Here is a 25,732-nt window from a genome sequence, read left to right on the forward strand (position 1 = left end):
CCAGAAACTAACAACTAACAGCCATTTACATGTTCCTACACAAAATCAAATCCTCCCAATCCGGTATTTTACTTTACGGGATCACCCCTCCAAAATCGGAAACAAGCCCGGAAAAAATTGCTGAAATTGCTCAAAAGACTATTGCACGACTAATTCCACTTGATCTTGACGCCCTTGTTGTGTATGATGTACAGGATGAATCTGCCAGAACTTCAGAAGAAAGGCCTTTCCCATTTCTAACGGCACTGGATCCCCTGATATTTGCGAACGGCTACCTTCAGGATCTCAAAATCCCAAAAATAATCTATCGACCTGCTGGAAAATTCTCTAATGAAGAACTATCCGAATGGTTAGAAGAACTGCACAATAATGATTTCTATCCGGTGTTTGTCGGAGTGCCCGCACCCGACTTCCCTGTTAAAACCACTTTACCGGAAGCTTATAAGATCTGGAGTAAAAATGCTGAGACCTCCGTTATTGGGGCAGTAACTATTCCCGAGAGGCACGCATTATTAAAAGATGAGGACAAACGTATACTCGATAAAGTGAGTTGCGGAGTATCTTACTTCATATCACAATGTATTTTTAATCTCGCTTATGCAAAACAGATCATTGAAGATTTAAGCTGTACCTGTAAAAAGGAAAGTAAAAAAGTCCCGACAATTATTTTCACCTTAACGGCGTGCGGCTCGCCAAAAACGCTTCAATTTATGGAATGGCTTGGTATCCACGTTCCGGAACAGCTGAAAGAAGATCTTAAAAACTCTGAAAATATTCTGAAAAACTCAGTCAGTGTATGCCTTAACATCGCCTCAGAACTAGCTGATTATTGCACAGAGCACTCCATCCCGTTCGGCTTCAACATTGAAAGCGTTGCGATCAGAAAAGAAGAGATCGAAGCTTCGATCTATATGGTTAATAAGATTAACGAGATGCTCAATGAAAAAGGAATACGAAAGATGAAGGTTTCTGATAAGTTTACTGAAGCACTTTAGCCTCAGCAACATTCGAAACAGCGCTTTCGTTTTTAAGACGATCAATGGCAGTTACCACATAAATGTAAGCATTGCCGGCACTTACGCTCATATCGGTATAAGAAGTTTGTGCCGCGTTAAAGCTGATCTTAACAATGTTTGACGGATCGTCAATGTTTATGGTCTTGCCCTTAGCAAATCGGTAAATGACATACCCATACACTTGCTCACGATCTTCAGATAAAGTGCCTTCCTTCCAGCTCAGTGCAACACCACGATTAACCGATTTTGCAATGAGTTCGAATGGTGGATTTGGAACCACAACATCCAGCCATTGCATTTGAGGCTGAAGCGCGGGGTAACGGTAAAAATTATTGCGTAATGAATCCTTTACGCCTGCCATATTATTAGTCACCGACTTCGAGCTAAAAAATACGCTGCCCTGCGCTCTTGGGTTATCCCTTAGGTATCGGATCTGATTGGGAATTTGCCTGCGGTCACTCCAGCCCTGCCGGTTCTCCATGGAACGGTAAACTCCCTGGCCGATATAAACATGCTTTCCAAATGCATTGTCGGTCCACCAGTCTACCAGTTTATCGTATGGAGCTACAGCATACCCAAACGGGAAATAGATCTGAGGATTGATATAATCCAGCCAGCCTTCCTGCACCCATTTTCGCGCATTCGCATAAAGCTTACTGTAACCATCAAATCCATTACTCTCAGATCCTTCGGGATCCTGGCTTCGATTTCGCCATATTCCAAATGGACTTATTCCAAATTTTACATATTTCTTTGCAGCATGAATGCTGTCGGAAAGAATATGTATTAAGGTATCCACATTATTTCTGCGCCAATCTTCAACATTCTTAAAACCTGCCCCATACTTGTAAAAAGCCTCGCTGTCACGTATCACCTGGTTTGCTTCAGGATAAGGATAGAAATAATCATCAAAATGCACCCCGTCGATATCATAATTCTTAACCACATCCATAACAACCTGAACAATATAAGTCCGAACTTCAGGCAGCCCGGGATTAAAAAGCTTTTTTCCACCGTAAGTAAAAAACCAGGCTGGTTTCTGCTTTGTGATATGATTTGGACTTGTATGTGAGTCGATAAGGGTTAGTGTGGCCCGGTAGGGGTTAAACCAGGCATGCAATTCTATACCTCTTTTGTGTGCTTCAGTTATAGCAAATTCAAGGGGATCATAATATGGTGCCGGAGTTTTTCCCTGTACCCCATTCAGGTATCTGCTCCACATTTCCCGGCCTTTGCCATAAAATGCATCGGCAGCAGGCCGGATCTGAAACATTATGGCATTGATTCCAGTCCGTTGATGATCATCAAGAATACGAATTAGTTCATCTTTCTGGATCTGCGTGCTCAACCCAGGTTTCGAGGGCCAGTCAATATTAGCTACAGTAGCAACCCATGCGCCTCTAAATTCGCGCTTTGGCGCATGACGCGGCTGAGAGCATACTGATAATGAAAAACTGCTAAAAAGTAAGAACAGGAGAATCGGCTTCTGAATCATAAATTAACCGGAATTAATTTGCAAAGATAATTATCTAAGGGTGATTACGGCGATTTTTCGAATTGTTCCACATCCCGGCTCTTCATTTAAGATGAATCTCATTCAATTTTGGTTTAATTTATCAGGCAGGAATAATAACATTCAAGTCAGGAATGTTAACTTCGTGTTCATTCTTACAATAAAGATACGCTTGCCGTAGTTTAAGTGTAAACTTTACATGGACATTTAATTAATTTAACAGAAAATTGAACATGGAGAACCAAAACCCGGAACAGCCTATACGCAAAGATTCAAATAAGATCTATTTCCTGGTCGTAGTAATACTGGCACTGTTGGGAACCAACGCTTACCTATTCTTTAAAGACAAGAAAGCAAGCGATCGTATCGTCACAATAAGTGATGAAAAAACAAGCATGCAGACTGAAATTGATAAGATTGAAGCAGAGCTCGACAATGCTTCGAATGATAATCTTAAATTATCTGAGACTATGCAGAATGAGCAATCAATTGCAAGGGAAAAGATCCAGGAATTGCGTACCGCATTAAGAAAAGGCCAGTTGACGCAAGGTCAGCTGCAAAAAGCACAGGAAGATATTAAACAACTCAGATATTTTGTGACGAAATATACTGCAGATATTGATGTGCTTAGAAAACAAAATATAACGCTTATTAACGAACGTGATGAATTAAAAACGGCCGTTGATTCTGTGAGCTCCAAAGCTAGTGATCTCGAAAAGCAAAACCAGGAGCTCAATACCAAAGTTCAGGCTGCTGCTGCACTTAAAACCGGAAATGTAGCTGTAAATGCTTTTGAAATCAGGAATAATGGGAAAGAAAATGGAGTTACGCGAGCAAGTACTGCTGAGAAGTTAAGAATCAATTTTTCTGCTGTTAATAATTCTATCGCTGAAAAAGGACTTCATGATATCTATTTTAGAATTATAGATCCGAGCGGAAATCTTCTCGTTTCGAGCAGCGGCGGACTTTTCACAGCAGATGACGAAGAATTGCAATACACCTATAAAACAGCAATTGAATTTGCCAACGATGGAAAATTATATAGCATCGACTGGGCAAATCCTGCAAAATTTGAAAAAGGAACTTATACAGTTGTACTTTATGCCGACGGGTATACCATGGGCAAAGGCTCTGTTATTTTAAGATAAACCAGGTAAACATTATTATTCAGCTCGTCTTACGTGGCAGACTAAACTATTTAACATGACCTTATCAGATCAGGATTTCAGAGAAAAATTTAAACCTATACAAATCCCTTCATCATACGATATAAGCGATATACTCGAAAACCGGGCTATTTTTGCGCTTGCAAGCCTCGGCGAAGCTAATGGTGAAGAAGTATTTAATAGAATGCGGGAATATGAACCGGGAATTAAAGAAGTAACAATCAAGTTCATTAAACAGTATCTTTTCACTCTGTACGAAAAGGGTCTTCTAAAGGGAATTAAAGAGGGGAGCAGCATCAGATATAATCTAAGCAAAATAACAGAGCCAAATGAAGGATTTGTTGATCCTGAAAGGCTTGCTCCATAAACAGGTTTATTTTTTAGTACTCTTTGACGCCGTGCTCTTTGCGGTACTGCTTTTCGATGCTGAAGCACTTTTCTCAGTGGTACTCTTTCCTTTGGCCTGACTGGAACCTTGTCCGCTTGGGCCCTTTGTTGATTTTTCTGGCATGATGTAAATTTTGGTTCTTTCTATTACTACCACAGCCCATAATCATTTGTTCGGTATTTAATCTAATTTTACTAAACCATCAACCAGACTTTTCCATTGCACCTTTGACAATCCCAGGATCGCACCAATCCCTACAACAAAGTTCCTAATCTGACTGCTGATTGATTGTGAATCTGTATTCGTTATTTCGTTTCTCCTATGCACCTCCGCTGAAATAACATTGTATTTCCTGTTCACCATAAAAGTTGAGGTCGCGATATCCTTGAAAAAATGGGCGGTGGCTGGCTCATTGTTAAGCGGACTTGGACAAGGGCGAACATTCATCGCTACATATTCAAACGATTCAGCTTCGTTATCGGTGAACTCAATCTGCTCAATTTTCACCCAGCCATAGCCTTCACCATCTCCATTCCCCGGTCCCGGAATATTGATCCTTAAATAATCCCCTTCTCTCACTCTCCTGTACAATTCGTTTCCATCCCCATCCATAAGCTGGAATTTGGCTTCAATATCAGCACTCAGCTGGTGCCAGTGTGAGACATCCAGCAAGCGGTCCTTAACGATTTCGAATTCCCATAGAGCTTCATCAATGGTGTCCAGTTTGATTTTAGAAACCGCATCAGTGCTCGCGCCATGTTTTTGTTTTGGTATTATCTCCCATGCTATCATAATATTAGGCCTTAAGTATAACCTGTCAGTCAAATCCGAATGGATATTAAAAAATCCTCTCTGGAATTTTGGTAAGCCTGCAGTTCTGTATAAGTAGTGCTATTGTTATAAGGCAACAACAGGCGTTTGGGAATAGTTTTATTAAATACGGATATTCTTTGTCGTATTTCCATTACAATCGACTGCTTAATTTTTTGCTCACCAAATAATTATCGTGCTCCTTTAATTCGAAGCAATGTATTTCAGTTTATACGTGAATTTGCGAAAATACCCTGCGGAAAATACCTATTCATTGCTTCTTCGAATAAGGCAGGCACAGACTTTGATATTTGGTTACGGCTTAAAAACTTCTTTCTACTAAGATTAACTTCTATGAAAACTCTCGATTTTACCTCTACGCTAATCAACCATCGCAATTCTTTGAAAATGTATGCTTTGCATTTTACTCATGATACAGACGATGCAAGTGATCTTGTACAGGACACTATACTTAAGGCTATAAAATACTATTCGAAATTTAGAGAAGGTACAAATATTAAAGGCTGGCTTTATACCATCATGAAGAACACTTTTATAAATAATTATAAGAAGATGGTAAGGACCAGTGCATTTATAGTTAGAGCAGACGAGATTTCATACGCCAATCTGATGTACAGTTCCACCCATAATCAAGCCGAACCCAAATTTGTGATGGATGACCTCCAGAACGCTTTAAAAAAATTGCCTGATACTTATTTCGTGCCCTTTAACATGTATTTCGAAGGGTATAAGTATCATGAAATTGGCATTCATCTGGATCTTCCAATTGGAACAGTGAAAACAAGGATACACGTAGCCAGACAGCTTATTAAAAAATACCTGAAACCGTATAACGTTGGGCGGGAATTTCATTACAATTAACAGGAAACAGTGGAAGCTCCCGGTCGCCTAGTCTCCTTTCAGCCGTAAGCACCATACTTCGTTCTAAATATCCAATATTTTATGGTGGGAGCCGGACCTTATCCAGTTTTATAATGATGCTTATCGCCCCAGTATGGGTAATAGTGGCAAACATCCTTTAGCACTCGGTCAGCGGGGAGAAGATTGCTGGCCGGAAATTTGGCCGACAATTAAGCCTTTGATCGATCTGGTCATGGAGTGAGGAGACGCAACATGGAGCGAAGACCAGTTAATTCCAATATACCGGAGTAATCAGCTTGAAGACGTTTACTGGACATTTAGCTACAGCAGTAATATAGACGAACTAGGTAATCATGGCGGAGTGCTGGTAATTTGCCAGGAGGCTACAGAGAGAATGCAAAAAAACCGTCATCACGTGCAGTTAGTTTTTCGGACAAAGGGATTGGAATAAACGCAGAGAATGTCGAACACATTTTCGACCGCTATTATCGGGTCGAGACAAACCACACCCAGCACATTTCAGGTTTCGGCATCGGCTTGTATCTGAGCGCGGAAATTATTAAGCGGCATGGCGGAAAAAAAGAACAATTCCATTGCAATAAGATCTTTTTTTCATCCGTAAACCAGCTATTTTATAGTTCCAGCATTTTTTTACTTCTGCAATGATAAATATGTTACCAAAGAGGAAAATTCTTCAAATGACAGTGAATTTACCAAACCCTCCGGCATCATTGAATTCTCCATTTCTTTGCGGCTGGCTATCTCGGCGGTTTTTATCGTACGAACACCACCGCCGATATCTCTTAAAGTAATAGCCTGTGCCGACTCAGCAGTTATGAAGCCCATAAAGCTTCGTTGAGATTTGGTAGTGATCAGGACAGTGGCAAAACCTTGTGATATGGACGCATTGGGTTTTAAGATCGACTCGGCAATCTGCTCAGCGTTCATAATGGAACCAATTTGCCCCATAAACGGACCTTTCAGCGCTTCAGTTTTGCTGGTACTGTGACATGCCTGGCAACCCTGCCTCAAGAAAGCTGCCTTTCCCAAATCCGCATTGCCTTTTAACCGCGCGATAGCAAGCATGACATCCTCTATTGAGGAGTTCCCGATCTGGCCTTTTTTCATCTTAATAGCTTCCAGATCGACTCTTTCTTCTATAGAAGCAACTGTTTCCTGGCTACCAAATTCACTGATTCCCATCTGGTGCTTATCGTTCAGGCGGGTGAAAAATAATTTTTCTGAATCACTTGCTCTATTCCATTCCCTGACAAGAGTTTGCCGGATTAATGGAGACGATTCCCACTCAATAGTATTATAATAGGGTCCGTGACCATCCGGCCTTGTGCTCCACCAGTATTCCCCCTGATAGGGTGCTTCCTTTCTGTACAAGCGCGAGAGGGTACTTAGGATTTCCTTTTTTAGTCCAGAATCGCTGGCCTGGTTATGGGCAGCAATTAATCCCTCTACAGCTTTCGGGCTGTGCATATAACGCAAAGCCCAAAGAGCCAGAAGGGAATTTTTTCCGCTTATAGCTTTTACAGCTTCGTCAATAGCATTTAAGCTCACCAGGGATCGGACGGCGAGATGAGCATTGATCAGTGAGGAGTTAGGTTTTGCATGAGGGCCTTCCGCATTACCAACTGGCGCCCTGAATGATGGCGGAACGCTTACTCCCAGTAATGCTTCACTGTATCCTCTTTGGCCCAGGCGACCGAGTGATATAATCGCTGTCGCCTGAACACGTTCAGACTTATCTTTTATTGCCATCAAAAAAGGATTAGCAGGTACATTCTTTAAGTATCCCTTGCGGTCAGTTAGGGCCCGGAGAGCAAACTCTTTAACATTCTGGTCCTGTGTTAAACTGAGAAGGTTTTTGATGGATTTCTCACCCGCAGCTTGTGTGTAAGTAAATATTCCAGCTACTCTCACTTCCAGCGGAAGGCTTTTGTCGGCGGCAATACCCCAGGCTGTTTTAACAACACTTTTTAAGGGCCGGGCAAGTAGTTCCTGCTGTGCGTTTAAGCGGGCAACGGAACCGGGCGATTTTAATAAGTCCGCTAATTCCCTCACAGATGCTTTCTTTAGATCCGGGAACGCTTTATACTTCCAGCCTTTTGGAATAGCTCTTACAATAAATCCTTTATCAGGGCTTCCTGAATATCCCGCACCGTCCCAGGCCGACAGATAAAGACGGCCGGAACCATCTATATCCAGATCGGTGATTTGAGCTAATTTGATAAAGCCTTCATCCTTTTGAAGGAAGCTTGCCCCATCAGGTGTAACGCGGTGGATAGACAACATACTTGTACCCCAGTCAGCCATCATGGGCACTTTGTTGTATTTCTCAGGCCAGTTCGCATCATCAAGGAACAAAGCCCCGGTCCCCGAACCCCCTCCAAGATCTGCGAGTGCGGGAAGAATTTCTTCTGTAAAATTTTTGAACAGGAGAGGGTATCCATATTCACCTGACTGTATCTGATGGCTGAAACGAATATTCCATCCTCCACCATCATTTGTATTATCACGGGTAAAAATGTTCATGAATGGATCGATAGCCACATCATAAATATTGCGTAACCCGTGGGTGTACACTTCCATTTCTGTTCCGTCTGGCCTTACCCTTACGATCCCGCCTCCCAGCATAGTTAATTTTGTCCCGGCGCGGTCTACGGCATTATGAAAACCAAAGTCTCCAACGGCAATATAGATCCAGCCATCGATACCCATCCGGATGCCGTTAGTGGAATGATCGGTTCCCCGGCTTTGCAGAAATTTTGGTGAACTGATATTCTGAATCAGCGGCTTTGGAGGGCCGTCTGCGATGCCGTCCCGGTCGTTATCGTAAAAAACCGCCAGTTCCATACCCGTTGCCAGTTTCGTCTGTGAAGAAAAGGTGGTGTAAAGCACGAAGACCTGGTCGCCAATAGCAATAATTCCCCTGGGGTTATCAACCATCGTAAATTGAGTATGACTATCTACCTTGCCATCGTTGTTGGTGTCTGAAAGCTTAATTATACTCCCCTTCCCCGCCGTTTTTCCTAATGAACCGATTTTATCGACACCTACAAATACGGCTCCGTCTGCATGAACTGCCAGGCATGCCGGGCTGGGAGTCAGTTCAGAACTGGCGAAGTGCGTGACGTTGATCTCTTTGGGCCAGCTAGAAGCGTTGCGAAGGGTGTCAATGACTTCCGTTTTTGAAACATTGCCGGATCTCGGGCTAAGGTCGTCATAAACCTGATATCCCAATAACAGGCTGAATAAAAAGTATAAGCTTAAAATAATATTGTACATAGTTTACAGATTAGAGGTAGAAAGATTTGAATGGCGGGCTATTGTTAAAAAAATCAGAGCATTAAAATTCACCTTAACATCATAGTTCAATAATACTAAAAATTGCACTGTATTAAAAAGGATTTTGTTTTACTGAAACTCCGACACCCCTCTAAAATTCTGATTTGTAAAAATAATCATCCAATTGAATCGTTGAATTCTTTAAAATATCTATTTCATGTCCAAACGAATTCTCACTATTGATGATGATCCGGATATTATCGAATTCCTGGATATAATACTACGCCATGAAGGATATGACGTTATTAGTTCCAGTTCTCCTTCCAATATTTTTAATACCATACAGCTCCAAAGACCTGATTTGATACTGCTGGATATTAACCTGGGTTCCTATAATGGTCTGGAGATCTGCAAAGCGATGAGATCGTATATCAGAACTGGGGAGACCCCAGTTTTAATAATTTCTGCTGACAATGCTATTGAAAATGCGGTAAAGGATTTTGGTGCTACGGATATTATCCAGAAGCCATTTGATACCAATCTGCTTATTGAAAAAATATCCTATTACTTGTCTTCAAAGGACGTATAGTTAAATACAGAACTTTATTAGCACTTTTCTTTTTGAATACATTTGTTAACCTTTGAAACTAATTGATAGAGGCAATAATAAAGGCGTATAACCACTATGCTAACACAACTTGACTTCCAAAACGTTCACTTTCACACCTCAGTAGGAGTTGTGGCGCTCGATAATAACGGCATCATTGTTTACAGTAATCCAATGTTTTGTCATTTACTTTCAGATGAGGCGCATCTTGGTAAGCCAGCAAGTTTATTTTTGGAAGAGGTAGATGGTCCTAACTATGGCAACGACTTATTGTCTGATGAAGGTCTGACTGATGTGCAGTATTGTTTAAAAAGTGCTACTGAAAGTAAAACTGTATTAATTAGTTCCACCCGATTTACGGACGCATCGGATACGTTGGTTTACCTTATTATCCGGAATATTACCAGTCTGAAGAAAAAAGAGAGGCTCTGCACCTACCTGAATTCTGCTGTAGAAGCTTTAGGAAGCGCAAGAGATATGGAAACAGCACTGGCGCAGATATCCGATCTTATCGTTCCCAAATTTGCAAACTGGTTCAGCATTGATCTGCTTAAAAATGGTAAGATCCAGGAACTGGTCCTGACGCATGAAGATCCTGAAATGATAGGCTGGGCACGCAAATATCGGGAGGCCTATCCGACTGACCTGAGCGGCGATACTGGTCTCGCTGGAGTTTTAAAAACCGGAAAATCCAGTTTTGTTCCTATTGTAACAGAAGAAATGATACTTGCTTCAACTCCGAATGAGGTACAGTTGCAATTGATTCAGCGAATGAAAGTGCAGTCCGTTTTGATCGTAGCAATCACTAATAAATCAATAATTAAAGGCGCGATAACCTTTGTTTCTTCTGAGCAGCATAATTATTATGATGAAAATGATTTGGAATTTGCAGAGTCTTTCGCCAGCCATATTGCTACTGCCCTTGAAAATGTTAGGTTAAACGAAACAGCAGAAGCTGAAATCATCCGGCGAAAAGAAACTGAAAGTGAGCTTCGTGTTACTCAGGCTCAGTTAAAATCTGCCCTTTCATCAGGCCTGGTCGGTACATGGATTTCGGATTTAGATTCAGACACCATTTACATGGACGAAAATCTATCCCGAATGTATGGAATTCCTTATTCTCCCATTGGCAGCCACCAGGATATAATTAACCTGGTAATACATCCGGATGATCTGGATTTGCTGCAACCGCAAAATCGGAGTATTCTTGTTGAAGGACGATTTTACGAGGCCGAATTCAGGGTCTTGCGTAACAAACATACTTATTGGTTTTTTGCGCGAGGCAGTCTCGAGACGAATGAGCACGGCAAATTATTTGGAGGGGTGGTTATAGATATCACGCAAAGAAAGAAAGCAGAGCTTGCCCTGCTGGAAAATGAGGAACGATTCCGTTTCCTTACGGACGCAATTCCCCATAAGTTATGGACTTCAAATCCGGACGGTAGTGTTAATTATTATAATCAGGGATGGTACGATTATACCGGAATCCACAATTTCGAGAAACTGAAGGATACTATCTGGGATTTTATACATCCGGACGAAAGGAAGATCCTTGAGAGGGAGTGGCCTGAAGTTATCAAGCGTGGAGAAAATAGATCCTTTGAACATCGCCTGAGGCGTAATGATGGAGAATATCGCTGGCATTTGTCCCGTTTTAGTGCGCACAGGAACGAGAAGGGAGAAATTCTTTTATGGGTAGGCACAAGTACAGATATAGAAGAACAGAAGAGAAACGAACAGCGCAAGGATGAATTCCTCTCTATCGCAAGTCATGAACTAAAAACCCCGCTCACAAGTATCAAAGCCTTTAACCAGATTATGGCGCGCTCAGCCCCTGAAGGCAATTTGTCTAAATTCGTAAATAAATCAGCGGAACATATCTATAGATTGGAGCGCCTTATCGCCGACTTGCTCGATGTGACCAAAATTAACGCCGGCAAGCTTCGGTATAATTTTGAGGAATTTCCCGTCCACGAAATGCTCTTACATGCGAAAGAAAATTTTCAATACAATGATACACACAGTATCATTATCCAGAATTCCGCAAATGTTATAGTCATGGGCGACCGGTTCCGCCTCGAACAGTTGCTTGACAATCTTTTGGCGAACGCTATTAAATACTCTCCGGAAGCAGATCGCGTGGTGATCAACTGCACAAAGGACGATGAAAGTCTGATTATTTCAGTACAGGATTTCGGGATCGGGATAGATGTCGAAAAAATCGAAAAGCTTTTTGACAGATACTACCGTGTTGACAATACTGCTATGCGTTTTGAAGGACTAGGACTTGGCCTGTATATTTCGCATGAAATAATAAAACGGCATCAGGGCCGTATATGGGTAGAGAGTGAGCCGGGTAAAGGATCGACCTTTTATGTGAAATTCCCAATTTCGCCAACTCCCGAAACTGCACATTAAAATACACCCGGAACGAATACCTTATTCTTACCTGTATAATGGGTATATCTACCTGATTTCGATAAATTAAGAACCCTGCACGTTAAAGGATGTTGTAATCCTATACAAAATCATGTCTCATCCACGCGCAAACATCTCCGCCAGGCAGGCTATTAATTATGGAAAGAAATAAATTTATGTTTGCAACAGGGATAGAAAATAGCTATCCAAACATTATACTTCCTGACGGCTCCAGAAAAAGAGTTGATGAGATGGAAAAAGCAGGCCATTATAAACATTGGAAGCAAGACTTTGACCTTGTGCTGGAAATGGGGATTGAATTTCTCAGATATGGGCCCCCATATTTTAGCGTGCATACCGGGCCGGGACAATACAACTGGTCCTTTGTAGACGAAACGTTTAATTACATGAAGTCGGTGGGGATAACGCCCATTGTTGATCTATGTCATTTCGGCGTTCCTGACTGGATGGGAGACTTTCAAAACCCGGACTTCCCGGCTTATTTTGAAGAATATGCCAGAGCATTTGCCGCGCGCTATCCGTATATCCAATTTTATACTCCGGTAAACGAAATCTTTATAGCAGCCGCATTTTCAGCTGAGTATGGCTGGTGGAATGAGAAAAAATCTGACGAACGATCATTTATCACCGCTTTGAAGCATTTGTGCAAAGCGAACGTTTTAGCAATGCAGGCCATCCTTGGTGTACAGCCTAATGCTATTTTTATACAGAGCGAATCTTCTGAATACTTCCACCCTGAAACACCGGACTGTGATACGCGGGCATCGTTCCTGAACCAAAAGCGCTTCCTATCACTTGACCTGAGTTATGGCTACCCCATCAGTGTGGTGATGTATGAATATCTGCTTGAGAATGGCTTAACAAAAGAAGAATATCACTGGTTTGCTAACAATGTAAACAAAGGCCGCTGCATCATGGGAAACGATTATTACGTAACCAATGAACACATGGTGCACGAAGACGGCCACACCTCTGCCGCTGGTGAAATATTCGGGTATTACGTGATCACGCACCAATATTTTAGTCGTTATAAATTGCCTGTAATGCATACGGAAACGAATATTGCCGAACCTCATTCAGTACGATGGCTCCAAACTCAGTGGGCAAATGTACGCAGGTTGAAAAGGGATGGTATACCGATCTATGGCTTTACCTGGTATAGCCTCACCGATCAGGTGGACTGGGATTCGGCTCTTAGAAATGACGCAGGAAACGTAAATGCTTTGGGCTTATATGACCTTGACAGAAATATCCGGCCTGTGGGAACTGCCTACAAAGAGCTGATACGCCAATGGCAGCCGGCCCTGGAAGAAGCGAGTTATCAATTGAATTTTAGGACGGGATATTATAAGTAGTTGTCTGCCTACCGACAGGATGGTTGGTTGCGTGCCTGTAGGGAAACCTACTTCTTATAACCTTTATTTTCGCGGGAGCCCTTATCCAAAGATATAGTTTTAGCTATAACTGATGCTGGCCCGGGTGTTTCATGCTTAGGCCTGGAAGACATCATTTCAGACGACATTTTCATTAGCGGGCGGGTATAAGTATAGTTGCTTTTCATAAGATATTTTTTGGGGGAATACACGATCAATTTAGTAACCACTACAAAGACGATTTAGTTTGGTTTCTTTTGAATTCTTTCCAAATTCGCCAAGCCAGCAGAAAAATCCTGTCAGATCTACCAATCTCCAATCAGCCATCGGCAACTGTCCGCTGTCAACTGTCCCCTAAGTTTTGATATGACTTTTTAAACTCCTCCGCATCCAGTTCACCATTTTCATCTGTAAAATCCTCCGCGTTTGAGATTAACTCGTTGTCGTTATTCTTAGTCGATTCTGTCATGGAATCTTTCATTGCCTCTCCATTTGTTTCATGGATAGGCGAGATTTTCTCTTGTCAGGTATCATGTCTTGTGATTTTGAGTAATTAATGCTTCTAATTGAAAACAACAAAGGAGGAGTTTGGATTTCCTTAGTGCAAATTCAAGTATTTATCCAGTGTGAAAGCTGAAATACAGTATAGTATGATTCCGGTGCACCCAACACTTTTCGTAAACCGTATAAATCCCGATCAAAACGGGTATTTATCTGTAGAACATCTGGCCTTTAGAACTGTTGCTTTGTAAATAGCAATTGGCATTATCAGATCCATTTTACGGAGCTTGTGCAATATTGTCAATTGCTATATTATGTAACAAATCAGCTATCAGAAATATTCCATCCGCCTCAAAGCTCCGATTGCAGGTAGTGTGGATTTCTTTTGAAAACCTACAAAACTATGAAGAACATGTCGGGGCAAAATCTACATCGAGTCCAATCCAAATCTGGATTGGACTTTTTTTATATTTATAAATTAAGCCCGGATAGAAATTTATTTTCCGGAATAGACTTTGGAATTAAAATACCTGTCGAAGGCATTTTCAAGTGACGGCAGCAAAATACCCTTCCCGCTTTCCAGAGCAGAATTTTTTGGACGCCGGGCTTTGTAATTCATCTCATTAAGAGATACAGCTCTGATAAGTTTGTGATTCAGTTTGGCGCGTTGAGCGACTTCAAGGGCAAGATTTGCCCAGCTTGTGGCACCATCATTTGATAAATGCCAGATACCGCTCTCATCATCCAACAGCAAATTAAGAGTGTTTTCGGCAAGATCAGGAACATAGGTTGGAGAAACCAACACATCAATTTCTGCATTAAATTCCCGGCCTTCTTTCAAGGCTTTCAAAACCCCTGCGACAAAATTATAGTCGTCCCAGGGCCCGAAAAAAGCGGATGTGCGGATAATGAGGGCGTCTGGATTTATGCGTAACACCGCGTATTCTGCCCTGGCCTTACTGGCTCCATAAACATTTAAGGGATTTACAGGGTCTTTCTCCAAGTACCGCCCTTCTCTTGAACCATCGAAAACAAGATCCGAGGAGAAAATGACAAGCTTCACGGCGTACTTCAGGCAAAGCTCTGCAATGATGGCCGGGCCAGCGGTGTTCGACTTATAACAGCTTTCCGGATCACTTTCCGCGTCTTCTACACGTACATATCCCGCGGCATTGATTACGGCCCATGGCTTGTATTGCCTGATAATGAATTCAATCTGTTCCGCGCTGGTAATGTCGGCAACCTGCCGGTCTAAAAGATGATGATGAATATTGCGCTGAATACACGTTTGGCCAAAAGCAAAGCCCAACGTACCGGTTTTACCAATGATCATCAGGGGCCTCGACCGATATATGCTCTGCACGCTTTTCAAACTTGTTTGTTTATTATACAATACCCTGTTATCCATTTCCCACCAGCCTTTGTCGTACAGAACCGGATGTTTATAGTCTTCCCCTTTGCTGAAAGCGCGAACCAATTTCGACAGTACCGTAGGCCGGGGTGAGGAACTGCGTATATCATAGATGCCGGACTCATAGTCGCCTTTTGGCTTTACCAGGAGTTTATTCCAGCCGAATGAGCCAAGCAGGGCCCAAAAGGTAACTGCCCGTATATCTACTCCTTCAGTTCTTAATTTTTTCGCAGTGATCCAGAGTGCTGAAAGCCACCGCAACTGATCCTCACGGCTACAGTGTAAATGTGCTTCCGTAATTGCAAGGGGCAAGCGATATCTTTCCCATGCCCCTTTTAATAACCCGGCAGCACCTGTCGCTTCAACATTACCCACGCGGACTACTTCCACATCGGCATAACGATGTTTATTATTACTACCGATATTATTTGAAGGGAACCGGGCCGTTCGATGATCCAGGTACCTTTCGGAGGTGACATAGTAGTTGAGACCAAGAATATCAGGCGGGCAAGAATTATTTATAAAGAACTGAAGCTCATTATCGGTAACACCATATTTCTTAAGGTATTTATATAAAGGATGGTATGAATCGACTCGCCCGCACAGCAAATCGGATCCCAGCCACCGCCGGTGGTTTTCAAAATCGGCCTGGTATTTTAATAAAGAAGTGCTGTGAGTTTTCCCAAGATCTTCGGTATAAATAAATTTCGCCTCCTTATTTACTTTTCGTATAGCCTGCATCGCAAGAACGGTACCCTTACACTCGCTCATGAGTATCTTTAGAAAACTAACGTCGTCAGTACAGTGCGGGTACCATAATCCATATAATCCGCAGAACCTGGCCGTAGTTAAAGGCTCGTTCACAGGTGTATAATATTTCAGGAATGGGAAGCGTTCAGCCACGGACGATGCATAAGCTGCTAGCCCGCGGGTAAAAGACTCATCAAAGAAATTCACATAGGCTGGGCCACTCCCATGATGAACAAGGCCTGCAATAGGTTCTATATCGCGATTTAATAGTTCATTCAATTGATTTGAGGTAGGTCGCCAGTCAATATTGGAGTGTTTAAAAGGCTGATGCTTTTCCCAAAGCACCGGGTAACGGATCTTACTTATCCCGAGTTCAGCAAACGAATGCAGATCGGCCGGGCGGTCGTAATGGCCAGAGTATTCCATCTGATCAAGGTAGGAGTCGCCGACCCTATTTATGGTGCACTCGAGCCCGCCCCAGGTTTCCAGATTTAAGTTGGAATCTACCATTAGCTCAGTATTCAACTGCTAATTGCTTTTCATTTTTGTTGCAGGCTAAAACTTTTCATTAATAACCGTTTAGGTATAGAATGTTTACCTATACGAATTCCGAAAAGTTTTACTAACGAGCAAAAGGAGTATTTAAACTAGATTGTTTGCGTTAAATACAATCTCGTTGATATATTATTTTTGAGCTCTCGGAAATCCTGAAAATAAATCAGGATTTTTTTAAAAAGGCCTCAATCTGTTCCCGGTTATTTCCAACTGAAGCAATAGCTTCCTTAACTTTCTCGCGGCTTACATTAAGCTTTTGTGCCACGTAATCTAATTCATATTCCGAATTTCCGTCAATCTGAGCCCTATCGCGGCCATCCTGAACATTTTTATTGTCTGCCATATTTTTGGTTGCCTGCCTTCCAGGCAGGTTAAATTAGAACATAGGAATAATTGGTATTGTTTGACAACTTGTGATATTTACATTGGCATATAAGCAGAATTAATACGGTACACCCAGGTATAATTACATGTATTATCACCTGAAAAACAGGTGCTATTACTCTTGACATTTGGCTTAAAGCAGTGTAACTTTATTCTGTGAATCAAGCTAAAAGAAAGGGCGATATGGAAAAAAACAGAACTGTCTTAATATTGATGTGCTCGTAGAAAAGGTTTCTCATTTGATGCCGGTGCCCCATTAATATTGCAGAACAAGCAATACTTGTTACCGAAACCTTATTGCACCTGCAGTCATAGATGGAGATATCATCCACCACCCGGAAAAATACGCTCCCAAAGTGAGCAAATACCTGATTTCCGAACAGGTCAAACAAAAAACCCTGTACTTAAGTATCATTAGTGAAGCTTCACGTGAATGCACCGACATTTCAGGCTGACAGAACTATGAAAACTAAACCCCAACATCTCATTTGTTTTTCCCACTTGCGTTGGGATTTTGTGTATCAGCGTCCACAGCACCTCATGACACGAATTTCCGGGGATATGAAAGTCACATACATTGAGGAACCTGTTTTTGATAATGAAGGAGAACCTAATTACCATCATCACGATATCTCAGATTCATTGACTATAATCAAACCGCAGTTAAGCTCTGGCCTTTCGAAAGCGGAGGAGAACGTTCAGCTTGAATTGCTGCTCTCAGACTTTGTCGGAAGAAAACATAATGAAGAGCTTTTGTTTTGGTATTACACCCCGATGGCACTGGAGTTCTCACGCAGTTTCTCCCCGGGTATGGTTGTATACGATTGTATGGATGAACTCTCCGCATTCAAATTTGCACCCCCGATACTTAAAGAACTGGAAGCAGAATTATTTACAAAAGCCGATCTGGTTTTTACCGGCGGGCAATCTCTCTTCGAAGAAAAAAGGAAATTTCACTCCTTAGCATTTCCGTTTCCAAGCAGCATTGATAAAGCGCATTTTGGGGCTGCGAGAAACATTGCTGAAATGCCGCAAGATCAGGAATTAATCGAAGGTATCAAAATCGGCTTTTTCGGAGTTATTGATGAGCGGTTTGATATCGAATTGATTCGTGAAATGGCGGAAAGACGTTCTTCATGGCAGATCATACTGATTGGTCCTGTGGTTAAAATTGATCCGTCCATCTTACCTCAGGCGTCAAACATCCATTATCTCGGATCCAAGACTTATGATGAGCTACCAGCCTACCTGAGTGGCTGGGACATTGCGCTTATCCCATTCCTGCTTAACGAATCGACTCGCTTTATCAGCCCGACAAAAACACCTGAGTACCTGGCCGCTGGGGTGCCCGTGATTTCCACACCTATACGGGATGTAGTGGACCCTTATGGCACGGAAAAGCTTGTTTCGATTTGCTCTACTGTTGAGGAGTTTATTGAAGCAGCGGATATGGAACTAAGCCGTGACGAGTATAATAAGAGTGTCTGGCTACTGGACGTCGACTGCTTTTTGTCAACAATCTCCTGGGACAAAACAACTTTAAGTATGCTTAGCCTAATAAACAATTATTGGGATCAAAAATTAAAATCCTTTTCAGAATCTGCTTATGTTTGATTTTCTTGTTGTTGGGGCGGGTTTCGCCGGAAGTGTTATTGCCGAAAGGCTGGCCAGCCAGGCTGGCAAAAAAGTTTTACTAATTGACAAACGTAACCATATTGGTGGAAATGCCTATGATCATTATGATGAAGCTGGTATTTTGGTACATAAATATGGGCCGCATATATTTCACACGAACAGTGCGGACGTTTTTAGCTATTTATCGCAATTCACAGACTGGCGTAATTATCAGCACAGGGTACTTGCCAGTGTTGACGGGCAGTATTTCCAGCTGCCGGTTAACCTCAATACTGTGAATAAAATGTATGGTCTTAACCTTAACAGTTCAGCGCTCGATGATTTTTTTGCTTCGAAAGCCGAGCCCGTTAAGGAGATTCGGACATCCGAAGACGTAGTAGTAAACAAAATCGGCCGTGAACTTTATGAGAAGTTTTTTAAGGGCTATACCATAAAGCAGTGGGGTATGGACCCATCCGCTCTGAATGCTTCCGTTGCTGCCCGAGTACCTACCCGGACGAATAAGGATGATCGATATTTTACTGACACGTATCAGGCTATGCCGCTTCATGGTTATACAAAAATGTTTGAGCGAATGCTGAATAACCCGAATATTAAAATCATGTTAAATACGGACTACAAAGAGATCATGAATGAAATTTCTTATAAAAAGCTGGTATTTACAGGCCCAATTGATGAATACTTTGATTACAGATATGGTAAATTACCCTACCGATCTCTCGAATTTAAGTTCGAAACGCACGATAAGGAAGTGTTCCAGCAAACCGGAACAATAAACTATCCTAATGATTATGCATTCACACGAATCACAGAATTTAAATATGTTACCGGTCAGCAGCATTCCAAAACATCCCTGGTATATGAGTTTCCCAAAGCTGAGGGAGATCCTTATTATCCTATTCCAAAACCTTCAAATACAGAGCTTTATGAAAAGTATAGTGCTCTGGCCTCAGGTATTAAGAACACCTATTTCGTAGGGCGGCTTGCCAGCTATAAGTATTATAATATGGATCAGGTGGTGGCACAAGCATTGACGACTGCGAAAAAGATTGCGCTGGAAGATCAGCTGTCCCATTCCAATGGCCACCAGGGAATTGCATTAAAACGGCTAAATTAAAACCTTCCCGGATTTTTGTGGATTGAGAACCTTAGGGTTAAGATGAAACTGTAGGACTTACCATTGGAATCCGGATAAAGAAGGTCGTTCCCTGACCAGGAATGGTATTGAAACTTACCACGCCGTCAATGTTTTCGATAGACTGTTTAACAAAGGCAAGACCAAGCCCTGTACCCGAACTCTTGGTCGTGAAATTGGGGGTAAAAATACTTTGTCCCAGGGCCTCCGGAATGCCGGATCCATTGTCGTGAATCTCAACAAGTACATTGACTTCCTTGCAATACATAACTATCTCAATACGGCTTGGAATATCCTGGTTACGAGCCTCAACTGCATTCTTGATAATATTATTGAAGCATCTCAGCAGCTGGTCTTTGCCGGCTTTAACAAAAACTTCACGTTCACACTTATCTTCAAAAGTTATAGTAGTATGTTCTGCCTGCTGGTGAAGGTCGATAGATTGAAGAATTACTCCTTTGAGCTCAACGTTTTGGAGAATAATCTCAGGCATCTTGGCAAAGTTTGAAAACTCGGACGCTATATGCGAAAGACTATCAATTTGCTCGATAAAGGATCTGCTGAATTTTTCGAACTTTGCATCAAACTTAGGATCTTTTTCTTTCCAGGATTTATCAAGGAGCTGAACCCCAAGCTTTAGGGGAGTTAATGGGTTTTTTATTTCGTGGGCAACCTGCTTTGCCATTTCCCTCCAGGCCGTTTCGCGCTCAGATCTTGCAAGCTTTGACGCACTCTCCTCAAGTGCAGCAATCATGGTATTGTATTCCTTTATTAGGCTACCTATCTCATCATTTCGTTTCCATAGAATTGGTTCGTTCTTCCTGCCAATCTTGGTTTCGCTTAAGCTTTTCTGAACCATAGTCAGCGGGCTGGTGATCCGATTTGCAACGAACACAGCAAAGAAGCCAATGGCAACAAATACCAATGCGTAAATATTTATGAGTGCGTTAAGGAACAAACCGATCCGATCTTCGTAATCTTTTTCATTTGCGAAGTAAGGCAGGCCAAGATAGGCTATAGGCTCATTTTTACTATTTTTCAAAGGGACATATGCAGCAAGGAAGGAAAGGTCGCCGATGCGCTCCGTATTGATATACTCTGATTTTTGTAAGCGATTTAGATATAAATAAGACAAAGAGTTCATCCTTCTTGCAATCAACCCATTTTCATAGATCTTAGGCTGGGTTGAATGGATAAGCTTGCCCTGAAGATCAAAAAGGTTTAAATCTGCCCCATTAACGTCTGCATAGGTATTGAAGGCTAAATTTGCCTGTTCATTTTCTGCCAAAATATCATTATTGATGAGCTGCTTATTAAACCCGGAAGAAATCTTGCCGATCTTGTCAAGAACTGTTTCGTCTTGCTGTTCCCGATATTGCTGGCTTATATTGTAATAGGTGATAATGCCTGTAATTAACAGTGTGATAACTACAGCAGCCACCATAGAGACCTGAATCCGGGTTTTATAGAGAACACGGTTCGTCGAAATGAGATAATTCCAGCGAAAATTCCGAAAGCGGATGTCATAATTCTGGACGCTGTACCAGAGCCAGTGGAGGACATAGACCAGAATTGCAAAAATCAATAAAACTAAAAAAATGAATGATGCCGATGCGAGCTGGTTAACCAGATTATTTACCTCTTTACTTATAACAATGACCTTTCGTGGGTTAGGCTGATATACCAAATGATTATACTTCCTGCCATCTTCTGTATTATTAACGAAAACAAAGTCTTTGTTGATGGCCCTGAAATGGGTATTTCGCAAGTTGTATACATATCTGCCATGCTGGTTTAAAAGGAGGCCATCATTGTAATATGCATAAGAATAGTCTTTGAGCTGCACATCTTCCTGGATCCTGCCATTAACCAGTAGCTCAGGAAATGCCCCCATTTGATCAATTCGATTGGAAGTTAGCTGCACCACGAGTGTTCCAAGCACATTGGTACTGTCCCTGACAGGTAATAAGGCAAAATAGTGCTGGAAGCCGAAAGTGTTATTCTTGCGGTAAAAATAATCAGATACTTTAACAGAGCCTTTGAGAACGAGATTTTTAAAGCTGCTTAAGGCAATACCTCCGTCACCTTTATAAAATATACCCCTTTCATCATATTCATATGCCTCAAATTCATACCTGGATAAATAACCTGCCATATATAATTTAACCAGGCGATTATTCAATGCATCATGGCTGGCCAGCGGATTCTTGAAATAGTCTATTACAAACTTATCATTAAGAATCTGTTTTTCTACATTGAAAAATTCCAATACAGCGTTTGCATCCCCGGCAGATTCTAATCTGGCAGCCAGCAACTTTCGGCTTTCCCTTTCTTTCAAAAATTGAAAACGAGAAAGCTTTATCGATCCTATAACTGCAAATATCAGCAGACAAAATATAAAAGTGCCCAGATTAAACTTTTGATAATATCTATAGAAAGACCAGCCTGATACCAGAAGGATCAGAGCAAAAAGTATGAAGAAGATGTTAAAATCTGAAAAGAATACACGGTATAGAAACACCAGGAATAAGCTGAACATAAACAACAAAATCCGCTCTTTATTATTTAACAGAAGGGAATTTGAGATAGCAAGCGCTGAATCAATAATGAGGTACAGATTCAAAATTGCAAAGCAGAAAATAACAATGCTTAGCCAACTAAGCCAGTTTGAATTCAAGATATTGGTAACATCGAAACCAATATTGGAATTAGTAACCAGGCCGTAGAATAGCGCATTTGTCATAAGGGCCGTCCAACATATAAAAAGACCAATAATCAGAAATATAATACAGTTTATTATTTTGTTAAAAGGCGTCGCTATATCCAGGATCTGGAACCGGTAAGAATGTATAAATGCCAGTATCCAGGTAATCGCTAATACATTAAAAAGGAATTCGCCGATGGATGGGAAAAAATAATTAGAAGCGTAATGCCGCGGATTGAATAATTCTATATCGAAGTTATTGGCAAACCATCTAAATTCCAGGTCCAAAAGTCGAAATGCGATTGTACATCCGATGACTAATAGAATCGCTGTTCGAACATGGCCATTGTTGGCAATAGATACAGCCCAATGTGTTAAGAAAACAAACGAAAATAGCATTGCTATCAACCACATCCATAATTCGAAAGATGTGTAGAATGTAGTTTTAACGTCCGGCCTGAACTTAACTGAAAAAAGGTATTTCCCTTCGATATTCCGGATATTGATAACGTTGGGGTCACTTTGAACCGCTATATCCAGGTTATTTGAAGAAATAAGCTCCTCATGAAAATCATTTTGGAGATAGTTGTTTTGATAGGGATAACGGTTCATTACCGGTATAAAACATACAACAGAGAATTTGCCAGAGGATTTTTTAATTGCCTCATAATATCCATTATCCCAGGGAATAAAGGTACTTCCGTCTTTTAGGGCGGTATCGGATTCAAGAACAATTTTTATACCGCTCCAAAACTTTAAGCGACCGCTTTCAAAGGTTTGAACATAAATATTCTTCTTATCATTTAAATCTGTAATTACATATTGAGCCCATGATTCGTTGGTGGAAATATTCCTGAGCGAATCAAGAATTGCTTTATCATTTATGAAATCTTTAATGAATAGTTCTTTTCTGTGCAGACGACGTTCGATCTTTTTTGCGTCGAGTTGGAGAACTTCAAGGCGGTTTATCGTGAAATCTATAGTTAATGCAGTGAATGCGAAGCCAATGGCCAACATCAACAAGAGTAACCTGATTTTAAAATTTCCGCTCAAAGAAAGTAAATTAATTTGATATCATAACAGCCAAAAAAGGCACAATTACTGTGCCTTAAACTAAAAAATCCAGGTCTAATTCAAGGAAGCACTGCTGGTTTCAACCGTTCGGTTAACTTTTTTTACGAGCCCCTGCAATACATTCCCTGGTCCGACTTCTGTAAAGGATGTAGCGCCATGCTCAAGCATCTTTTCGACAATCTGTGTCCAGCGTACTGCCCCCGTTAATTGTGCTGTTAGGTTGTGTTTTATACTCGCAACATCTTTATAAGGTTTGGCGTCAATATTTTGATAGATCGGACAAATAGGTTCCTTTATTTCGGTTGCCTCAATAGCAGCCTGAAGCTCTACACGGGCCGACTCCATTAACGGCGAATGAAACGCACCGCCTACATTTAATTTCAAGGCTCGTTTTGCACCCGCTGCAATCAACAATTCACATGCCTTGTCAATTCCTTCGATTGTTCCTGAAATCACAAGCTGACCAGGGCAGTTGTAATTTGCAGGAACTACAATTTCACTTATACGCTGGCAAATGTCCTCGACTGTAAAATCGTCCAGGCCCAATATCGCCGCCATTGTGGAAGGCCTTATTTCACATGCTTTTTGCATCGCGTTCGCCCGTGCGCTTACTAGACGCAAGCCGTCCTCAAAACTTATTGCATCTGCAGACACAAGAGCGGAGAACTCGCCAAGAGAATGACCTGCAACCATATCAGGTTGAAAATCGTTCGCCAGCTCCTGAGCAAGAATTACGGAATGAAGAAAAATGGCCGGCTGTGTAACCCTCGTTTGTTTAAGATCCTCATCCGTTCCACTGAACATTATATCTGTGATACGAAATCCCAAAATTTCATTAGCCTTTTCAAACAAATTCCTTGCTTTTTCTGAGTGATCGTATAGATCTTTCCCCATTCCGACAAATTGAGCACCCTGTCCCGGAAACAAATATGATTTCATCTGTTATTAATTATTGATTAGCTTAAATTAGATGCAATTAGCTTAAGGAACTCACTGCGGGTGGTTTCCTTAGCAAACTCACCTGTGAAAGCAGATGTTGTAGTAACGGAATTTTGCTTCTGTACACCACGCATGGACATACAAAGGTGTTTACATTCGATGACAACTGCAACACCTGCAGGCTTCAGTGTATTCTGGATACAATCCCTGATCTCATTAGTCAGGCGTTCCTGAACTTGTAAACGACGAGCAAACGAATCAACAACCCGCGGCAGTTTGCTTAGGCCAACAATATGTCCGTTTGGTATGTAGGCGATGTGCGCCTTACCGAAAAAAGGAAGCATATGGTGTTCACACATGGAAAACACTTCAATATCTTTGACCACTACCATCTGGCTATAATCTTCTCTAAACATCGCCGAACGAAGTATCTCTTCCGGCTTCGAATCATAACCATGAGTTAAAAACTGTAGCGCTTTTGCAACTCGTTCAGGTGTCTTTAATAATCCTTCACGGGATGGATCTTCTCCCAGATCAGCTAAAATAGCTTCATAATGGGCTGCGATGCGGTCGATCCTGGACTGATCATACCGGTCGATCTTTACGTATCCTTCAATCTGATCTGAGTTGAAATCTTGATTTTGATCCATGTGCTATACTATTATCCAAAGTATTCTACAGAATTATTTTCGGTCTCAAACAACCTTACGCTATGCAGCTGGGCTCCCTGTTCTTCGATATATGGTTTCAGTCTCTCGAATATCGTAACCGCCAGTATTTCTGTCGACGCCAACTTTCCTTTCATGAAACTTACATCAAGGTTAATATTCTTGTGGTCCAGTTCATTTGTAACATAGGTCGTTATAATAGCCTTTAGTTCTTTAAGGTCCACAACAAAACCAGTTTCAGGATTAATTTCACCTTTAACGGTAACATACAGTTCATAATTATGCCCATGCCAGTTTGGATTGGAACATTTTCCGAAGATTTCTAAATTTTTCTCATCACTCCAGTCTTCACGGAATAACTTGTGGGCCGCGTTAAATCTCTCCCGCCGGGTAATATAAATCATGTTGAATATTTTAAAATTCAAATATACTTAATTTGATTAAGATGCTGGGAGGAGCTAGTCAAGGATAAGTGGATTGAGAAT

22 protein-coding genes are annotated in these 25,732 nt (G+C 41.5%); 10 read left to right on the plus strand and 12 right to left on the minus strand.

Going from position 1 to position 25,732, the window contains the following annotated elements; genetic code table 11:
* Positions 1 to 29: 29 nt before the first annotated feature.
* Positions 30 to 995 carry a hypothetical protein gene (locus ACLL8Z_RS09620; RefSeq protein ID WP_411274564.1) on the plus strand — a complete coding sequence of 322 codons (966 nt, stop codon included), beginning with the start codon at positions 30 to 32 and terminating at the stop codon, positions 993 to 995.
* Here the strand turns inward: ACLL8Z_RS09620 and ACLL8Z_RS09625 are convergent.
* On the minus strand, positions 979 to 2,511 hold the full coding sequence (locus tag ACLL8Z_RS09625) for a glycoside hydrolase family 10 protein (protein WP_411274565.1): 1,533 nt from the start codon (positions 2,509 to 2,511) through the stop codon (positions 979 to 981). The genes ACLL8Z_RS09620 and ACLL8Z_RS09625 overlap by 17 nt on opposite strands.
* Before the next feature lie 251 nt (positions 2,512 to 2,762).
* Between ACLL8Z_RS09625 and ACLL8Z_RS09630 the strand changes: the two genes are divergently transcribed.
* Both ACLL8Z_RS09630 and ACLL8Z_RS09635 read left to right on the plus strand, forming a co-directional pair.
* Positions 2,763 to 3,677, plus strand: coding sequence for a hypothetical protein (locus tag ACLL8Z_RS09630; RefSeq protein WP_411274566.1), 915 nt, complete (start codon positions 2,763 to 2,765; stop codon positions 3,675 to 3,677).
* Between the two features lie 55 nt (positions 3,678 to 3,732).
* Positions 3,733 to 4,062 (plus strand): hypothetical protein, encoded by a 330-nt coding sequence (locus ACLL8Z_RS09635; RefSeq protein ID WP_411274567.1) that lies wholly within the window; start codon positions 3,733 to 3,735, stop codon positions 4,060 to 4,062.
* 6 nt (positions 4,063 to 4,068) lie between these two features.
* Here ACLL8Z_RS09635 and ACLL8Z_RS09640 read toward each other — a convergent pair whose 3' ends face one another.
* Together ACLL8Z_RS09640 and ACLL8Z_RS09645 are read right to left on the minus strand one after the other, a co-directional pair.
* Entirely contained in the window at positions 4,069 to 4,206 is a 138-nt protein-coding gene (locus ACLL8Z_RS09640; protein ID WP_411274568.1) for a hypothetical protein, read from the minus strand.
* A 57-nt stretch (positions 4,207 to 4,263) separates the two neighbouring features.
* Complete coding sequence (locus ACLL8Z_RS09645) at positions 4,264 to 4,875, minus strand: hypothetical protein (protein ID WP_411274569.1); 612 nt, start codon at positions 4,873 to 4,875, stop codon at positions 4,264 to 4,266.
* A 372-nt stretch (positions 4,876 to 5,247) separates the two neighbouring features.
* Between ACLL8Z_RS09645 and ACLL8Z_RS09650 the strand changes: the two genes are divergently transcribed.
* Together ACLL8Z_RS09650 and ACLL8Z_RS09655 are read left to right on the plus strand one after the other, a co-directional pair.
* Complete coding sequence (locus ACLL8Z_RS09650) at positions 5,248 to 5,775, plus strand: RNA polymerase sigma factor (RefSeq protein WP_411274570.1); 528 nt, start codon at positions 5,248 to 5,250, stop codon at positions 5,773 to 5,775.
* Positions 5,776 to 6,147: 372 nt separating this feature from the next.
* The gene (locus tag ACLL8Z_RS09655) at positions 6,148 to 6,441 is read left to right on the plus strand and encodes an ATP-binding protein (protein WP_411274571.1); all 294 of its coding nucleotides are present in this window, start codon (positions 6,148 to 6,150) and stop codon (positions 6,439 to 6,441) included.
* Here ACLL8Z_RS09655 and ACLL8Z_RS09660 read toward each other — a convergent pair.
* On the minus strand, positions 6,427 to 9,072 hold the full coding sequence (locus ACLL8Z_RS09660; protein WP_411274572.1) for a hypothetical protein: 2,646 nt from the start codon (positions 9,070 to 9,072) through the stop codon (positions 6,427 to 6,429). The two genes, ACLL8Z_RS09655 and ACLL8Z_RS09660, sit on opposite strands and share 15 nt — an antisense overlap.
* 217 nt (positions 9,073 to 9,289) lie before the next feature.
* Between ACLL8Z_RS09660 and ACLL8Z_RS09665 the strand changes: the two genes are divergently transcribed.
* From ACLL8Z_RS09665 to ACLL8Z_RS09675, 3 genes are all read left to right on the plus strand, one after another.
* The gene (locus tag ACLL8Z_RS09665) at positions 9,290 to 9,661 is read left to right on the plus strand and encodes a response regulator (RefSeq protein WP_411274573.1); all 372 of its coding nucleotides are present in this window, start codon (positions 9,290 to 9,292) and stop codon (positions 9,659 to 9,661) included.
* A gap of 96 nt (positions 9,662 to 9,757) precedes the next feature.
* Complete coding sequence (locus tag ACLL8Z_RS09670; protein WP_411274574.1) at positions 9,758 to 12,097, plus strand: ATP-binding protein; 2,340 nt, start codon at positions 9,758 to 9,760, stop codon at positions 12,095 to 12,097.
* A 158-nt stretch (positions 12,098 to 12,255) separates the two neighbouring features.
* Complete coding sequence (locus ACLL8Z_RS09675; protein WP_411274575.1) at positions 12,256 to 13,473, plus strand: family 1 glycosylhydrolase; 1,218 nt, start codon at positions 12,256 to 12,258, stop codon at positions 13,471 to 13,473.
* 47 nt (positions 13,474 to 13,520) lie between these two features.
* On the opposite strand, the gene ACLL8Z_RS09680 is transcribed toward ACLL8Z_RS09675, so the two are convergent.
* From ACLL8Z_RS09680 to ACLL8Z_RS09695, 4 genes are all read right to left on the minus strand, one after another.
* A complete protein-coding gene (locus tag ACLL8Z_RS09680) occupies positions 13,521 to 13,679 on the minus strand; it encodes a hypothetical protein (protein ID WP_411274576.1) in 159 nt (52 codons plus the stop codon).
* A 155-nt stretch (positions 13,680 to 13,834) separates the two neighbouring features.
* Entirely contained in the window at positions 13,835 to 13,972 is a 138-nt protein-coding gene (locus tag ACLL8Z_RS09685) for a hypothetical protein (RefSeq protein ID WP_411274577.1), read from the minus strand.
* 516 nt (positions 13,973 to 14,488) lie between these two features.
* Positions 14,489 to 16,663: a family 1 glycosylhydrolase gene (locus ACLL8Z_RS09690; protein ID WP_411274578.1), complete on the minus strand. Its 2,175-nt coding sequence runs from the start codon at positions 16,661 to 16,663 to the stop codon at positions 14,489 to 14,491.
* Positions 16,664 to 16,871: 208 nt separating this feature from the next.
* Complete coding sequence (locus ACLL8Z_RS09695) at positions 16,872 to 17,051, minus strand: DUF3606 domain-containing protein (protein ID WP_411274579.1); 180 nt, start codon at positions 17,049 to 17,051, stop codon at positions 16,872 to 16,874.
* Between the two features lie 503 nt (positions 17,052 to 17,554).
* Between ACLL8Z_RS09695 and ACLL8Z_RS09700 the strand changes: the two genes are divergently transcribed.
* Positions 17,555 to 18,706 carry a glycosyltransferase gene (locus ACLL8Z_RS09700; RefSeq protein ID WP_411274580.1) on the plus strand — a complete coding sequence of 384 codons (1,152 nt, stop codon included), beginning with the start codon at positions 17,555 to 17,557 and terminating at the stop codon, positions 18,704 to 18,706.
* A complete protein-coding gene (gene glf, locus ACLL8Z_RS09705; protein ID WP_411274581.1) occupies positions 18,699 to 19,844 on the plus strand; it encodes a UDP-galactopyranose mutase in 1,146 nt (381 codons plus the stop codon). Before ACLL8Z_RS09700 ends, glf begins: the two co-directional genes overlap by 8 nt.
* A gap of 37 nt (positions 19,845 to 19,881) precedes the next feature.
* Here glf and ACLL8Z_RS09710 read toward each other — a convergent pair whose 3' ends face one another.
* The 4 genes from ACLL8Z_RS09710 to ACLL8Z_RS09725 all read right to left on the minus strand — a co-directional run bounded on the left by ACLL8Z_RS09710 (position 19,882) and on the right by ACLL8Z_RS09725 (position 25,651).
* Entirely contained in the window at positions 19,882 to 23,619 is a 3,738-nt protein-coding gene (locus ACLL8Z_RS09710; RefSeq protein ID WP_411274582.1) for an ATP-binding protein, read from the minus strand.
* Positions 23,620 to 23,694: 75 nt separating this feature from the next.
* On the minus strand, positions 23,695 to 24,579 hold the full coding sequence (fabD, locus tag ACLL8Z_RS09715) for an ACP S-malonyltransferase (RefSeq protein ID WP_411274583.1): 885 nt from the start codon (positions 24,577 to 24,579) through the stop codon (positions 23,695 to 23,697).
* A 17-nt stretch (positions 24,580 to 24,596) separates the two neighbouring features.
* Positions 24,597 to 25,229, minus strand: a complete 633-nt coding sequence (gene folE / locus ACLL8Z_RS09720; RefSeq protein WP_411274584.1) for a GTP cyclohydrolase I FolE — start codon at positions 25,227 to 25,229, stop codon at positions 24,597 to 24,599.
* An 11-nt stretch (positions 25,230 to 25,240) separates the two neighbouring features.
* The gene (locus ACLL8Z_RS09725) at positions 25,241 to 25,651 is read right to left on the minus strand and encodes a 6-pyruvoyl trahydropterin synthase family protein (protein ID WP_411274585.1); all 411 of its coding nucleotides are present in this window, start codon (positions 25,649 to 25,651) and stop codon (positions 25,241 to 25,243) included.
* Between the last annotated feature and the right edge of the window lie 81 nt (positions 25,652 to 25,732).

The sequence above is a fragment of the Daejeonella sp. genome, assembly GCF_046590655.1.
Classification (GTDB): domain Bacteria; phylum Bacteroidota; class Bacteroidia; order Sphingobacteriales; family Sphingobacteriaceae; genus Daejeonella.

Excerpts from the sequence above, each read along its gene's own strand:
- glf (WP_411274581.1), top strand. The coding sequence starts at position 18,699 with ATGTTTGATTTTCTTGTTGTTGGGGCGGGTTTCGCCGGAAGTGTTATT.
- ACLL8Z_RS09670 (WP_411274574.1), top strand. The coding sequence starts at position 9,758 with ATGCTAACACAACTTGACTTCCAAAACGTTCACTTTCACACCTCAGTA.
- ACLL8Z_RS09675 (WP_411274575.1), top strand. The coding sequence starts at position 12,256 with ATGGAAAGAAATAAATTTATGTTTGCAACAGGGATAGAAAATAGCTAT.
- ACLL8Z_RS09650 (WP_411274570.1), top strand. The coding sequence starts at position 5,248 with ATGAAAACTCTCGATTTTACCTCTACGCTAATCAACCATCGCAATTCT.
- folE (WP_411274584.1), bottom strand. The coding sequence starts at position 25,229 with ATGGATCAAAATCAAGATTTCAACTCAGATCAGATTGAAGGATACGTA.
- ACLL8Z_RS09645 (WP_411274569.1), bottom strand. The coding sequence starts at position 4,875 with ATGATAGCATGGGAGATAATACCAAAACAAAAACATGGCGCGAGCACT.
- ACLL8Z_RS09665 (WP_411274573.1), top strand. The coding sequence starts at position 9,290 with ATGTCCAAACGAATTCTCACTATTGATGATGATCCGGATATTATCGAA.
- ACLL8Z_RS09620 (WP_411274564.1), top strand. The coding sequence starts at position 30 with ATGTTCCTACACAAAATCAAATCCTCCCAATCCGGTATTTTACTTTAC.
- ACLL8Z_RS09690 (WP_411274578.1), bottom strand. The coding sequence starts at position 16,663 with ATGGTAGATTCCAACTTAAATCTGGAAACCTGGGGCGGGCTCGAGTGC.
- ACLL8Z_RS09685 (WP_411274577.1), bottom strand. The coding sequence starts at position 13,972 with ATGAAAGATTCCATGACAGAATCGACTAAGAATAACGACAACGAGTTA.
- ACLL8Z_RS09680 (WP_411274576.1), bottom strand. The coding sequence starts at position 13,679 with ATGAAAAGCAACTATACTTATACCCGCCCGCTAATGAAAATGTCGTCT.
- ACLL8Z_RS09660 (WP_411274572.1), bottom strand. The coding sequence starts at position 9,072 with ATGTACAATATTATTTTAAGCTTATACTTTTTATTCAGCCTGTTATTG.
- ACLL8Z_RS09625 (WP_411274565.1), bottom strand. The coding sequence starts at position 2,511 with ATGATTCAGAAGCCGATTCTCCTGTTCTTACTTTTTAGCAGTTTTTCA.
- fabD (WP_411274583.1), bottom strand. The coding sequence starts at position 24,579 with ATGAAATCATATTTGTTTCCGGGACAGGGTGCTCAATTTGTCGGAATG.
- ACLL8Z_RS09725 (WP_411274585.1), bottom strand. The coding sequence starts at position 25,651 with ATGATTTATATTACCCGGCGGGAGAGATTTAACGCGGCCCACAAGTTA.
- ACLL8Z_RS09695 (WP_411274579.1), bottom strand. The coding sequence starts at position 17,051 with ATGGCAGACAATAAAAATGTTCAGGATGGCCGCGATAGGGCTCAGATT.
- ACLL8Z_RS09700 (WP_411274580.1), top strand. The coding sequence starts at position 17,555 with ATGAAAACTAAACCCCAACATCTCATTTGTTTTTCCCACTTGCGTTGG.
- ACLL8Z_RS09640 (WP_411274568.1), bottom strand. The coding sequence starts at position 4,206 with ATGCCAGAAAAATCAACAAAGGGCCCAAGCGGACAAGGTTCCAGTCAG.
- ACLL8Z_RS09630 (WP_411274566.1), top strand. The coding sequence starts at position 2,763 with ATGGAGAACCAAAACCCGGAACAGCCTATACGCAAAGATTCAAATAAG.
- ACLL8Z_RS09635 (WP_411274567.1), top strand. The coding sequence starts at position 3,733 with ATGACCTTATCAGATCAGGATTTCAGAGAAAAATTTAAACCTATACAA.